Consider the following 12,615-nt stretch of genomic DNA (forward strand, 5'->3'; position numbering starts at 1 on the left):
GTATCGTATCAAGCCGTGGGAAGAGCTGACGATTCAGGACGACTACATGTTCAAGCTCATCATGGGTGTCAAGCGTATATGTCTGAGCCTGCTGCAGAGCATCCTGCACGTGGAGATTGCGGACATCCATTATTTAGAAACAGAAAAATCCGTGGATGCACGCTATCAGGGCAAGGGCATTCGCATGGACGTTTACGTGCGCGACGACGCGAATACGGTCTATAATATCGAAATGCAGGTTCGTATGCCGGAAGGCAAGAGCCTCTTCAAGCGCACGCGCTACTATCAGTCGATGATCGATGCCGACCTTCTGGAGACGGGCGCTGATTATGACGACCTGAACAAGACCATCATCATTTTCATCTGCCCGTTCGACCCTTTCGGCAAAGGGCGGCATATCTACACTTTCCGCAACTTCTGTGCAGAGGACAAGACACTTGAGTTATCCGACGACGCAGCGAAGATATTCCTGAACGCCAAGGGCACGCTGAATGATGTGGATGAAAGCATCAAGGCATTTCTCAACTATGTGAACGGTATCGTATGCAACGATCCTCTCGTGCGGGCCATCGACGAGGAGATTCGGAGGATCAAGGAAGAGAACGAAGAGAGGGTGAGCTACATGACTTTTGCAATGAAGATGATGGAAGAGCGAAAAGAAGGTTTTAAGGAAGGAAAAGCTGAAGGAAAAGCTGAAGGAAAAGCTGAAGGAAAAGCTGAAGGATTGGCTGAAGGATTGGCTTCTTCTATTCGCAATATGATGAAAAATATGGGCGTTTCTCTGGAAAAGGCAATGGACGTACTGCAGATTCCTACGGACGAGCGTGCGAAGTATGCCGCACTCGTCAAGGATTGAGTGTACATGATACGATACTTCATGGTATATAAAAAGGCTGCGCATCGTCGAATACGACGTATGCACAGCTTTTTTCATTTCTTCCCCAATATATTGTGCCTGAGCGCGTAGTCGACGAGTTCCGAGTTCTGCGTGCAGTCGAGCTTCTGCAGGAGGCGCGTCTTGTAGGTGGAGACGGTCTTGATCGACAGGTAGAGCTTGTCGGCAATGGTCGAGAGCGAGTAGCCGTGCACGATGAGTTCGAGGACTTCGCGCTCCCTGGTGGAAAGCGCGGCGGGCTCTTCAGGCTCTTCGAGCGCGCCGTCGATCAGAAGCTCCGCCTCGCGCTCGCCGAGGTAGCGCCCTCCTGCGGCGACGGTGCGCAGGGCGCGGAAAAGTTCGGCGTCGAGCGTGTCCTTGCACAAATAGCCGTTCGCGCCCGCACGCAGGCACTCGCAGACGTACTGGCGTTCGCTGTGCATCGTGAGGATGAGGACGCGCACGGCGGGCTGCATCGCCTTGAGGCGGCGCAAGCACTCAAGGCCGCCCATGCGCGGCATAGAGAGGTCGAGGAGCGCGATGTCGACGGGAGTCTTGGCCGCCTTTTCGAGCGCTTCCTCGCCGTCGGACGCTTCGGCGACGACGCTGAAATCTTCCTCGGACGAGAGAAGCAGCGACAGACCTTTGCGCAGCACGCGATGATCGTCGGCGAGCAGGATGCGCAGCGGTTCTTTCTTGTTTTCCATCACGTTTTTCCTCCCTTCTTGCGCGGCAGGCACAGGAAAAGGCGCGTGCCCGCGCCCGGCGCACTCTCGACGGAGAAGCTGCCTTCGAGAAGTTCGGCGCGCTCTTTCATGCTCACGAGGCCGAGGTGGCGGTCGAGACGCGCCCTCTCCGCCGTGTCCTTCTCGAAGCCCACGCCGTCGTCGGCGATTTCCACGCATACTTCCTTTGCCGTCGCGCGAAGCTTCACGCTCGCCTCGCGTGCGTGTGCGTGGCGCACGATGTTCGTCAGCCCTTCCTGTACGGAGCGATAGATGACGAGTGCGAGCGTGCGGTCAAGTCCTGTGAAATCGCCTTGCGTCTCCCATCGCACGGTCAGATCTTCGTGCGTGCGGCGCAGGGTGTCGATGTACTTCTCAATGGCAACGAGGAGGCCGAGGTCTTCGAGGAGCGGCGGATGAAGATCGACGGCGAGCTGCTTCAGGCCCTGCAGCGCCTCGTTCGTCAGTTCCCGCGCCTCCTGCAGCAGTTCCCGCTGCTCGGGCGTCGTGAGCTTGCCGTGCAGGATGCGCAAGTAGGCGAGGATCGAAGCCATCGACTGGCTCGTTTCGTCGTGCAGCTCACGCGAGATGCGCCGCCTCTCGTCCTCACGCGCCGAGAAGAGCTGGCCGATGAGCCAGAGGCGAAGCCGTTCCTTCTGCTGCAATGCGCCGAAGAGCTTCGCGTAGCGCGTCGCGAGGAACGTCGCGAGGAGCGCGAGCGCGAGAAGCACGAGGAAAAGCTCGAAGCCGCGCCGCTCGACGAGGGCGCGCGCCTCGCGCTCGGTGAGGCCGATGCGCAGATAGCCCGTGATGCCGTCGTCGATCGGATAGAGGATCTCGCGGATCGGCCCATCGGTGCTGCTGTAAATATGCGGCTCCAAATCGTCTTTTTCACGAAGCGGCAGCAGTCCTTCGGGCAGGCCGTCGGCGAAGGTGCTCGCGAGGATGCGCCCGTCGGGGTACGTCACGAGGATGTAGCGTACCTCGGGATTCTTTTCCAGCGTGCGCTCCAACTGGTCGGAAATCGTGAAGCGGTCGTCGAGGAGGATGTCGCTCGCGATGACCGCGCCGAGCGCCGAGGCGATCTCGCGCCCCGAGCGGTTCAGCCCTTCGATGAGCGTCGCCCGCAGGGTCACGAGGAAGAACGCGCCGAGCAGGAGTCCGCAGAGCAGCACGCTGCCGACGAGGAGGATGTTGAAGCGGACGGTCAGGCTTTGCTTTTCCATGTCATTCTCCCGAAAGGCGCTCGTGCGCGAGAAACTTCTGCCTGAGAGGCTCGTAAAGCCCGCCGTCGGGAGGCACGAAGCGGTCGATGACCGCCGACTGCAGCACGGGACGCATGGCTTCGTCGTCCGCCATCTCATAGAAGATGCGGCGAAGCTGTTCCTTTTCCTCGGGCGCGAGGTTCTGCCGCACGACGACGGGGCCGGTCGGAGCGACGGCAAGTTCGTCGATGATGCGCACTTTCGCGGCGAGCTGCGGATTTGTCTGCTCGATATGCTCATAGATCTGGTTGTCGATGCTCGCTCCATCGGCGAGGTGGTTGGCGACCGCCCAGATCGACTTGTCGTGGTGGTGCGTGTAGAAGATGCGCCCGAAATACTGCTCGGGCGTCAGCCCTTCTTCGAGCAGGCGGTAATCGACGGCGAGCCTGCCCGAATGACTGAGCGGATCGACGAAGGCGAAGACGCGCCCTTTGAGCGAGGCGAAGTCCTCGATTTCGCTGTCGGCGGCGACGATGACGAAGGTGCGGTAGAGGATCGTGCCCTTCGTCTCGACCATGGCGAGAAGCTCGATCGGCTCGTGGCCGCGGTACGCCGTATAAGCGCCCGTCGAGAGGAAGGCGACATCGGCTTCACCCGCCGCGACGAGCTGATCAAGCTCCGCCGCGCCGCGCTTCTGCACCATGGTGACGGGGCGGCCGAGCTTCTCGGCGAGGTAGGCGGTCATGCGTTCATAGGGGCGGCGCGTCTCCTCGGGACTCATGACAGGCGCGAAGGCGATGACGAGCGGGCGCTCTGCAGCAGGTGCGGCAGGCGCGGCCGCATGACGCGTAAAGTCGATGAAGCCTTTCTCGTCGCCGCAGCCTGCAAAAAGGAGCGCGAGCGCGGCGAGGATCAGCAGGACTGCCTTCTTGGCCATACTGTCACCTCCTTGCGAATGTTCGCATCTTCCGCGGGCTTTGCACGAAGCGAGCCGCGCACCTTCTCAAAGCTTCGCGCGGATCTCGCGCAGTTTCGCCGCCGAAAGCCCGCCTGCCAGAGCGGCGCGGTGGCCTTCGTAGTAGCCTTGCGCTTCCCTTCGCACATGGGCGAGCGCCGCCTCGAATACGGCGCGGCTGCCCGAGAGCACGCGCTCTTCGAGGCGTGCGCCCTCTCTTTCGAGGTAGGCGCTGACCATGGGGCGAAGCCTTTCCTTGAGCGCCTCCGCCATGATCTTGCTGCCGCCCTTTTCGAAGAACTGTGCGGGGCTCTTGAAGAGCGCAAGTTCCTTGGCGAAGACCTGCGGCTCGACGTCGGCGAACGCCGTCGGAAACGAGAGGTCAAAGTCAAACTCCGTCGCTTCCACGCCGAAGGAGAAGTCGAGCTCGCCCTCGGAGAGCGTCTTTGCCAGCGTCTCCTGCAGTTCTTTGCCGCGCTTGGCGAGGAAGCGCTCCAAGCGCACGGCGGTCGCACGCATCTCCTGCGCGAGGTCGAAGCCGAGGCTCGCGAGAAGCTCCTTCATCGCCTTTTGGAGACTCGCTTTGCCGTGCTCGCGGCCGAGCGTCGCGGCGTTGAAGCTCAGGCGGAACATGTCCTCATAGCGCAGGAAGACGCGCTCCGCGACGTAATAGAGAAGCTCCGCCTGCTCCTGCGCGGCGCGTTTTTCGATGCCTTCGCTGCTCTCTTTTTCGAGAACGTCCTTCGCCCGCGCCGCGTTCTTTTCGAGCGATTCGCGCCGCTCGGCCTTCTTCTCGGCACTTTCCTCGCTCTCTTCGATGAGGCGGCTCAAGAGCGTTTGGGCACGCGCATAGTCGCCTTCGGCGGCGCGTACGGCAAGGCCTGCGAGGTCGTGGAAAATGAAGTGGTGGAAAGCGTTCTCGAACTGCGTGCCGCGATGCTCGCCCGCGAGCTTTTCCTTGAGGATCGCAAGGCTCGATACGGCATGAAGGCGCGGTCTCTTGATGCCGAAGCGCGAGAGGTTCGCGCGCACATAGGCGAGCACGTCGCTCGCGTCCTCCTCGCTCTCAGCGAGGTCGATGGCGTTGACGATGAAGAACATCTTGTCCATCTCGAAGGCGTCCTTGACGCGCCCGAGCTGCACGAGGAATTCGCTGTCGGCATGGGAAAAGGCGTGGTTGTAATACGTGACGAAGAGGATGGCGTCGGATTGGCGGATGAAGCGGAAGGAGAGGTCGGTGTGACGCGCGTTGATGGAGTCGGCGCCCGGCGTGTCGACGAGCGTGACGCCCCGACGCGTGAGGTCGCAGTCGCTATAGATCTCGATCTCCTCGACGAAGCATGCCTTGTCCTCGTCGACCGCGTAGGCGGAGAAGTCTTCGAGCGTGCAGTCGAGCCACGCGCCTGCCTTGCCCTCGAACATCGCGCGCCCCTTCTCGTAGGCGCGCAGGAAGGCCTGCTGCTGGCGCAGGTCGCTCGCGCTCGTCAGCACGTCCTCGACGAGCGCGGGCGCTTCCGCGAGAGTCTTCGCCTCGCGCTCGAAGGGCGCAAGGGCGCGGTTCAGATCGGCGAGCAGCATCGCTTCGTCCTTCAGGTGGACGCGCACTGTGCCGTGCGGCTTTTCCTTCGTCACGGGCAGGATTTTCTGTATGACGGCGGTCGTCGGGTTCGGCGAGACGGGCAGAAGGTTCTCGCCGAGGAGCGCATTCGCGAAGGACGACTTGCCCGCGCTGAACGCGCCGAAGAGCGTCACGAGATAGCCGTGCCCTTCGAGCCGCTCGGCACGCAGGGAGAGCTCTTCGGCGAGCCGCGAAAGCCCCGGCACGTCCGCGACGAGTTCGCCCGCGCGGCGAAGGCGTGGCGCCCATGCCGCAAGGTCTGCCCGCGCGGCATCATCGGCAGGCGCAGCGGCAGCGCCCGCCTGCATTTCCTCCGCTTCCGCCGCCAGAGCCGCAGCCTCGGCCGGCGCGTCCTTTTGCACCGCGCGCCCTGCCGCCTTGTCCGCCGCGCTCGGCGTGCCGTCGCCCTCTACGATCTCGACCGCCTGAGGCGCGAGCGTGAAGAGCGCAGCGTCTGTCGTGTCCGCGCATTCCTCGCTCGCGAGAAGCTTCGCCAAGGCTTCCCGCTTCGCCTGGACGCGCTTCTTCGCCTGCCGCACGGCGAAGAGCGCCGCGACTTCTTCGGCCATGCCCGAAAGCTCTGCCTCGATGGCGGCGAGGCGCACGCCGTTCCGCTCCTCCATGCGTGAGAGGAGGTCGTCTCCGACGGCGGCGAGACGCGAGCGCGCGCACTCCTTGACCGCCTTTTCGAGCGCGGCCGTGTAGTTCAGCACATAGCTGCCATCGTAGCTCGTGCTCGCGCCTTCCTTTTGATTCTTTTCCAGCACATCTTCTTCAGGCAGAGCCGTGAAATTCTCGGCGAAGGCGGCGGCCGCCCCGCCCTCGATGTGTCGGTCGCGCGCAAAATCCTTCAGATACGTTGCGATGTGCCAATCGACCTGCAGCCGCACCTTCTCCGCGAGAGCCTGCCACAGGCGCTCGCGGCGGGCAGCACGCTCCGCCGCCGTCTTCTTGCCGCGCCCGAAGAAGCCGACCTTGAAGCCGGGCGAGGAGGCTTCGAGGTAAAGACGCGCCAGTTCGCGCACCTCGTACGGCATCATGTAGGCGTTGGCGAGGATCTTTTCGATCCCTTCCTTGAAGGCGGCGCGTCCGTCCTCACGCAGACTCTGCGCCTCCTGTTCCAAGGCGCGGCTGCCCGCCCAGAGCGCGTCGCGCTCCGCGACCGACAGAGGTTCGAGCACGCAGCGGGCGTCGGCAAGCCCTTTTTCCTCTGCTTTTTCCTCGCGGCTTACGGCGTCGGCACAGATCTTTTCGAGAGAGCGGGCGATCGATTCTTCGAGCGCCGCCGCACGATTTTTGAGCGCATCGCGCAGGAAGGCCTGCATCGTCTTGAAGTCGTTGTGCTCATGCGCCTCGTCCTTCATCGAGGTGAAGAAGACTGCCTCGGGCGCGACGCCCCATGCGGCGAAAGCGTCCTTGACGCCGGCAGCAAACGCGGCGAAGGAAAGCTCCTCCTCGCGGTGCTTGTCGATCTGGTTGATGACGAGCGCGACGCGCTTTCCCGCTTCCGTCAGCGACTTCGTGAAGAGAAAACTCTCCTCCGACTGCACATGGTTGTAGTCCATGACGTAGAAGATGAGGTCGGCGAGGTGGATTGCCTCTTCCGTTGCCAGGCGGTGCGCGGCATCGGTCGAGTCGATGCCCGGCGTGTCCATGAGCACGACGCCCGCAGGAAGAGATGCGGCCGCCGTCGAGATCTCGATGCTCTCGATCGCCGTGCCGTCGCGGCAGAACGATTTCACGAGGTCGTAGTCGTAGGGCGCGAGGTAGCGGCGCGGCCTGCCGTCTCTAAAGCGTGCCTCGGCGTACTCTTCGCCGTGCCTGACGTAGACGAGGTTCGCGCTCGTCGGTATGGGACTCGACGGCAGGAGCATCGCGCCGAGGAGGCGGTTGATCATGCGCGACTTGCCCGCCGAAAAATGACCGCAGAAAGCGACGCCGAATTCGCCGCGCACGAGCTTTTCGGCAAGCTGGCGCACCTTGCGGGCGCTCGCCGCATCGCCCTCGGCTGCAAAATGATCGTAAAGCCGCAGCAGTCGGCTCTTCAAGATGACGCTTTGCATAGATCCTCCTTTGAGAAAGGCCCGCTCAAGCAGAAGCCTTTCTTCCGCGATAGTCTTTCATTTCCTTATCATACCATGACGCGCCCTTCTTTTCCATCGCAATTCCCCAAGCGTATATAACGAAAAACGGCTTTACTCCAAACAAAATATGGAGTAAAACCGCATACGCCAGAAACGCTCTTCATGGAGATTTTTCTTTATCTGTTCCCTTAACAGCAAAAAGAGCAAGTGCATCAGAGCAAGCTGTGCATTCTGCCGATTTCCTGAATCTTATCCATGGAAAGGTTCGATACTTTTTCTATCATTTCCAGCGGCAGCTGCTCTTTCAACATCCCGAGCACGACTGAGATCTTCCCTTCTTCACGACCGCGCTCCATACCGCGCTCCATACCGCGCTCCATACCACGTTCCATGCCACGCTCCATGCCGCGAACTTCCGCTTCTTTTGCAATTTCGACTGCAAACTCCTTTACGAGTTTCTCCATCGCTTCACACATGGCTCTTTCTCCTTCCTCCGTCTCCTTGAAATATTTCACGCGTTCCGCGAGTACATCATAATACATATCTTCCGCGCGTGTGCAGTGGAAATCGTGCATCAATCTACCCAGCGGAGTATCTTCATCCATCATGGAACTGTTAACGTAGATGATGTGCGAACCATCGCCGAAACTCTTGGCACTCCCTTTGATTGTCCTTTCAATGATATAGATCGGCTTTTTCTCGCCCAGTACATCCGTCTCCGTAATAAAAATCACATACGATTCGGGCAGTTTCTCGCAATCGTCTCCGGCATGAAGTGCGTTTGCGTCCATCAGACTGCTGTTGAATCTCGCCCGGCGTGCCGAAGCGCCATCTTCGTCACGCTGAACTTCAACATCGAACTCCTGCCCCTCGGTGAACGCATGAATATCCAATCGCACGCTGCGACCTTGCAGATTTTTCAGCGCATCCTGCGTGACAGCCTTTGTTGCCCTAATATCTGCTTTCGCCAAAACAATCTGCAAAAGCAAATCGACGCACGGCAAACTGCCTTGAAATACGGCTGTCATAAAATCGTCGTCCAGCAAGCGAAATCCTGCGAGAATTTCCAAAAACCTTCGCCGCCGTTCTTCCTGCTCATCCCACCTCATAGCACGCTCTCCTATCCTGTTTCCTTTATTATACTATGAAGGCGTCTATGCAGCAAGGGAAGCAGGATGGACAGCGAACCGAACCTCCTTTTTCTTCACAAAATACGCCGTGAGGCACGTGCCGTCGGCTCTTTCCCGTGACAACTTGGATATATGCTCGAAAATTACACATGCCCTTGCTTTCTGCCGCCGCATGGATTACGATGGAAGTCAGAAAGTCTTGCATGAGCGGCAAACCTGCAGGGAAAGGAATCAAAATGATAGAAACTCTTCAAAACCTGAAAAAAGAAGGCATACGGCTCTACTATTTCCTGCCGGACTTCCAAGCGCCGGAAGCCGTATGGCGCACGGTATTCGAGCGATACGTCAACATCTTTTGCGCGGCAGACAACGTGGCACTGCTGCTTGACTTGTCCGCTGCAGAAGGCGCTCAAGAGCCGCTGGCGCAGTTCAGTCAAGCGCTTGACGCGCTCGGCGACGACGCGCCGGCGGTACTGACCTTCGAAGGTGAGGGGGCGCTGTCTTCTGCCGCGCTTCGTCTGGCGGACGTCTTGATTCTCACGAGAGAAGAGCGTTCGCTGCGCCTCTTGAACCGCCTCGAAACGCAGCCGCGAATCCTTTACGGCGGGGATGCGGCGATCTTTTCCCGCGACGAAGCGCACGGGGACGATGCGCATTTCGATGTGTCCGTCTGCATTCTCACCTATCGGTCGGATTTTCTGAAGCTCGAAAGGACGCTCGCCTCCGTCGTTGAGCAGAAGGGCTGCTCGTTCGAGATCGTCATCGCCGATGACGGCTCGGAAGATTTCCCGAGGAAGACCATCGAAGACGATCTCGCTTCCAAGGGATTCACAGCCTACAAGATTCTTCAAGCACCCAAAAATCAAGGTGTCGTACACAATGTGTACCGCGCCTTTTCCCATGCACGAGGGAAGTACATCAAGAACATCTCTCCCGGCGACTACCTGTACAGCGACCATGTATTGGCCGACATGTTCCGTTTCATGGAAGAGAGCGGGTATCCGGCCGCCTTCGGACGCGCCTGCTATTATCGTGAAGAGGGCGGGCATTATCATATATTGGATGAAATGCACCCGCGGAATTTGAAGCCGTATGAAAGGAACGACTTCGCCGCAGCAAGAAGGGCGCATCTTCTATGTCAGGATTACCCGATCGGCGCCGCCTTCATGACGCGCCGCAAGCTTCTCATGCAGTACACGAAGCCCCTGCTGGGCAAGGCCGTTCATCTCGAAGACCGCGCCTACACCCTCATGATCGCCGACGGCATCGACATCGGCTTCTGGAATCACAACCTCATCTGGTACGAGTACGGCAGCGGCATATCGACGAGCACGGACGAACGCCGACAGGCGCAGGTCATCCGTGACAATCAAGCATGCTTCGCGCTGATCGCCGAAAAGCATCCGGAGCTTTCCAGCTGGTGCAAGTGGCACATCTTCAACGAAGAGGATATGGAAGATGCGTGGCTCGACTACTACGAAGAAGTGAAAGACTACTATCGAAAGATCGATGCGTCCGTCACCGAAGCGAAAAGGGTAGGGCGATGGATGTATCTGCAGGACGTCGAGCCGAAAGAGCTGGAAAGGATTGTCCAAGCGCAGGTCATTTTGCCTCCGGCATGAGGTTTGCACTCTTGCTTTTCAGCGGATTTTCTCCCATCACCAATTCTTCTTCGAGCGCCAGAACGACGGGTAGAGCATGACGAGCAGCGTGAAGAATTCGAGCCGGCCGAGCAGCATGGCGAAGCACAGGATGCCCTTTGTGAAGTCGGAAAGGCCCGCGTAGTTCTCCGTCGCGCCCGCAATGCCAAACGCAGGGCCGACGCAGCCGACGGTCGTCACGCTGATGCCGATGGCGTCGAAAGTCTTGATGTTGTCCGCCGTCATGAGCACGGCGAAAAAGGCGATGGCGAGGACGTAGAGGAAGAAGAAGACCGCCGTGCGGTGGAGCGTCGCTTCGTCGACGCTCGCGCCGTTGATGCGCACGGGCGTCGTGACGCGCGGGTGGAGCTTTTCCAGCACGATCGTGCGCACCATGCGAAAGAGCACGAGGATGCGCGCGATCTTCAGTCCCGCCGCCGTCGAGCCGACGCAGCCGCCCGTGAGCATTAAAAGAATCAGGATGCCTTTGGAAAAGCCTGGCCAAAGTTCGTAGTCGGCGGAGACGAAGCCCGTCGTCGAGAGCGACGTCGCCTGAAAGAGCGCGAAGCGCAAAGCGTCGGGCACGTTGTAAAGCCCTCGGTAGAAAAGATTCGCCGCGATGAGCAGCACTGCGCCGCCGACGATGCCTAAGTACGCCTTGAACTCGGAGTTGCGCCACAGCACCTGTGGCCCTTTCTTGTAAACCCGGTAGTAGAGCCCGAAGCTGCCGCCCGCGATGAACATGAAGAGCGACATCCATAGCTCGATGGCAGGACTCTTGAAATGCGCGGCGCTCGCGTTGTACGTCGAGAAGCCGCCCGTGCCGATCGTCGACATCGCATGGTTGACGGCGTCGAGCGCACTCATGCCGCAGGCGAAGAAGGCGAGAAACGCCGCGCCCGTCAGGACGACGTAGATGCGAAAGAGTACGCTCGTGAGGTTCTTGAGGCGCGGCAGGACGCGCTCCGATCCCTGGGCGCTCGATTCGGCGTTGTACATCGTGATGGCGCTCTGCCCCGTCGCGGGCAAAAGAGCGATGAAGATGACGATGATGCCGAGGCCGCCAAGCCAATGCGTGAGGCTTCGCCAAAGGAGCACGCCCTGAGGCAGGGCCTCGATGTCTTCGACGACGGTCGCGCCCGTGCCCGTGAAGCCCGAGATGCTCTCAAAGACGCCGTCGAGGTAGCCGAGATAGCCGCCCAGAAGGTACGGCAGCATGCCGAGGAAGGTCGCCAGAAGCCAGCCGCCGCCCGTGATGGCGATGCCCTCGCGAAGCGTCAGGCGCTCGCCCGGCTCTTTTCCTGCGCGGCGAAGCGCCGTGCCAGCCGCCGCGCTCAAGAGGGCGGCGAGGGAGAGCGACAAGCGAGAGGATTCGGCATACCACAGGGAAACGGCGAGCGGCACGAGGAAAATCAGCCCTTCGGCCTGCGCGATGCGCCCCAAAAAGTACGCCACGACCTTGATGTCCAAAGGAGAAGCCCTCCCTTTCTACCCTTTGTCGGACGCCTCGTTGTAGACGTCCTTCAAGAGGGTTTCCTTGCGAAGCGCGAGGCACTCGCAATGGCGCTCCTTCGCTGCTGTTTCTCGAATCGTTTCTGCGAGCACCTCGCCGATCATCGGCGCGTCGTCGTAGAAGATGTCCTTCATCGTGCCGTACGACCATTTGGGTCGGATGCCCTCGCCGTAGTTCACGACGTAGTAAAGCCCCGCGTAGCACGCGCCGATCTCCCGCGCGAGGTAGACCTCGGGGCAGATGCTCTGCCCGATGATGTCGGCATGGCCATTGAGCATGGCGACTTCGGCAGGACTCTCGAAGTGGCGTCCGTCCGTGCACGCGTAAATGCCGCGGTCGAAGATGCGCCCTGAAAAGCGCTTCTTCGTCGCCGCCAGAAGCGAAGCGCGAAGTTCGGGGCAGAGGGCATCGCGCATGATGAGCAGATACCTGCCGTCGAGCATGACGTCCTTGCGGTTCGAGAGGTCGAGATAATCGTCGGGAATCAGGAAATCGCGCGGATCGAGCAAATGATTGGCCGTGCCGACGCCGCCCTCGGAGAGGACGCGCACGACACCGGCCTCGCGGAAGACCCAGAAGACCTGGCGCGAAGCGTCGGCACGCGTCACGCCCGAGCGCCAGCCGTGCATGCGGCACGAGAGCACGCGCACCTCGCCGACCGAGAACAGGCGAAAAGCGGGGCTTTTTCCGTAGGGCGTGTCAAAGATGAGATTGTCGGCGAGAATTTCTATATCCTCATCGGGAAGACGCGCGGGAAAATCGCTCGAAAGCGTGCCCGAGCCGCCGACAACGCCGAACGATGCGGCGGGAATTTCTTGCTGTGCCATTTATTCGCTCCTTTCGCTGAAGGTTTTTCAGGAAGTACTGATAA

General features: G+C 60.2%; 9 protein-coding genes. 2 read left to right on the forward strand and 7 right to left on the reverse strand.

The genetic code is table 11. The features are described 5' to 3' along the window. The coding region (locus HMPREF1153_RS10450) for an Rpn family recombination-promoting nuclease/putative transposase (RefSeq protein ID WP_009646914.1) at positions 1-856 on the forward strand (856 nt) is incomplete at its 5' end. A gap of 74 nt (positions 857-930) precedes the next feature. On the opposite strand, the gene HMPREF1153_RS10455 is transcribed toward HMPREF1153_RS10450, so the two are convergent. The 5 genes from HMPREF1153_RS10455 to HMPREF1153_RS10475 form a co-directional block, all read right to left on the reverse strand. Then, complete coding sequence (locus tag HMPREF1153_RS10455; RefSeq protein ID WP_009646916.1) at positions 931-1,581, reverse strand: response regulator transcription factor; 651 nt, start codon at positions 1,579-1,581, stop codon at positions 931-933. Continuing rightward, positions 1,581-2,825 (reverse strand): ATP-binding protein, encoded by a 1,245-nt coding sequence (locus HMPREF1153_RS10460; protein WP_009646908.1) that lies wholly within the window; start codon positions 2,823-2,825, stop codon positions 1,581-1,583. Before HMPREF1153_RS10460 ends, HMPREF1153_RS10455 begins: the two co-directional genes overlap by 1 nt. 1 nt (position 2,826) lies before the next feature. Beyond that, positions 2,827-3,741: a substrate-binding domain-containing protein gene (gene phnD / locus HMPREF1153_RS10465; RefSeq protein WP_009646920.1), complete on the reverse strand. Its 915-nt coding sequence runs from the start codon at positions 3,739-3,741 to the stop codon at positions 2,827-2,829. A 66-nt stretch (positions 3,742-3,807) separates the two neighbouring features. Continuing rightward, on the reverse strand, positions 3,808-7,440 hold the full coding sequence (locus HMPREF1153_RS10470; protein ID WP_009646927.1) for a dynamin family protein: 3,633 nt from the start codon (positions 7,438-7,440) through the stop codon (positions 3,808-3,810). Between the two features lie 233 nt (positions 7,441-7,673). Then, positions 7,674-8,570: an Rpn family recombination-promoting nuclease/putative transposase gene (locus tag HMPREF1153_RS10475; RefSeq protein WP_009646924.1), complete on the reverse strand. Its 897-nt coding sequence runs from the start codon at positions 8,568-8,570 to the stop codon at positions 7,674-7,676. Positions 8,571-8,827: 257 nt separating this feature from the next. Between HMPREF1153_RS10475 and HMPREF1153_RS10480 the strand changes: the two genes are divergently transcribed. Continuing rightward, positions 8,828-10,213: a glycosyltransferase family 2 protein gene (locus HMPREF1153_RS10480; protein WP_232208280.1), complete on the forward strand. Its 1,386-nt coding sequence runs from the start codon at positions 8,828-8,830 to the stop codon at positions 10,211-10,213. Positions 10,214-10,249: 36 nt separating this feature from the next. Here the strand turns inward: HMPREF1153_RS10480 and HMPREF1153_RS10485 are convergent, their stop codons facing one another. Further along, positions 10,250-11,701, reverse strand: a complete 1,452-nt coding sequence (locus tag HMPREF1153_RS10485; protein ID WP_009646929.1) for a TrkH family potassium uptake protein — start codon at positions 11,699-11,701, stop codon at positions 10,250-10,252. An 18-nt stretch (positions 11,702-11,719) separates the two neighbouring features. Further along, a complete protein-coding gene (locus HMPREF1153_RS10490) occupies positions 11,720-12,571 on the reverse strand; it encodes an MTAP family purine nucleoside phosphorylase (RefSeq protein WP_009646915.1) in 852 nt (283 codons plus the stop codon). Between the last annotated feature and the right edge of the window lie 44 nt (positions 12,572-12,615).

This window comes from Selenomonas sp. CM52 (genome assembly GCF_000292955.1).
Classification (GTDB): Bacteria; Bacillota; Negativicutes; order Selenomonadales; family Selenomonadaceae; genus Selenomonas.

Excerpts from the sequence above, each read along its gene's own strand:
- HMPREF1153_RS10455 (WP_009646916.1), bottom strand. The coding sequence starts at position 1,581 with ATGGAAAACAAGAAAGAACCGCTGCGCATCCTGCTCGCCGACGATCAT.
- HMPREF1153_RS10460 (WP_009646908.1), bottom strand. The coding sequence starts at position 2,825 with ATGGAAAAGCAAAGCCTGACCGTCCGCTTCAACATCCTCCTCGTCGGC.
- phnD (WP_009646920.1), bottom strand. The coding sequence starts at position 3,741 with ATGGCCAAGAAGGCAGTCCTGCTGATCCTCGCCGCGCTCGCGCTCCTT.
- HMPREF1153_RS10470 (WP_009646927.1), bottom strand. The coding sequence starts at position 7,440 with ATGCAAAGCGTCATCTTGAAGAGCCGACTGCTGCGGCTTTACGATCAT.
- HMPREF1153_RS10475 (WP_009646924.1), bottom strand. The coding sequence starts at position 8,570 with ATGAGGTGGGATGAGCAGGAAGAACGGCGGCGAAGGTTTTTGGAAATT.
- HMPREF1153_RS10480 (WP_232208280.1), top strand. The coding sequence starts at position 8,828 with ATGATAGAAACTCTTCAAAACCTGAAAAAAGAAGGCATACGGCTCTAC.
- HMPREF1153_RS10490 (WP_009646915.1), bottom strand. The coding sequence starts at position 12,571 with ATGGCACAGCAAGAAATTCCCGCCGCATCGTTCGGCGTTGTCGGCGGC.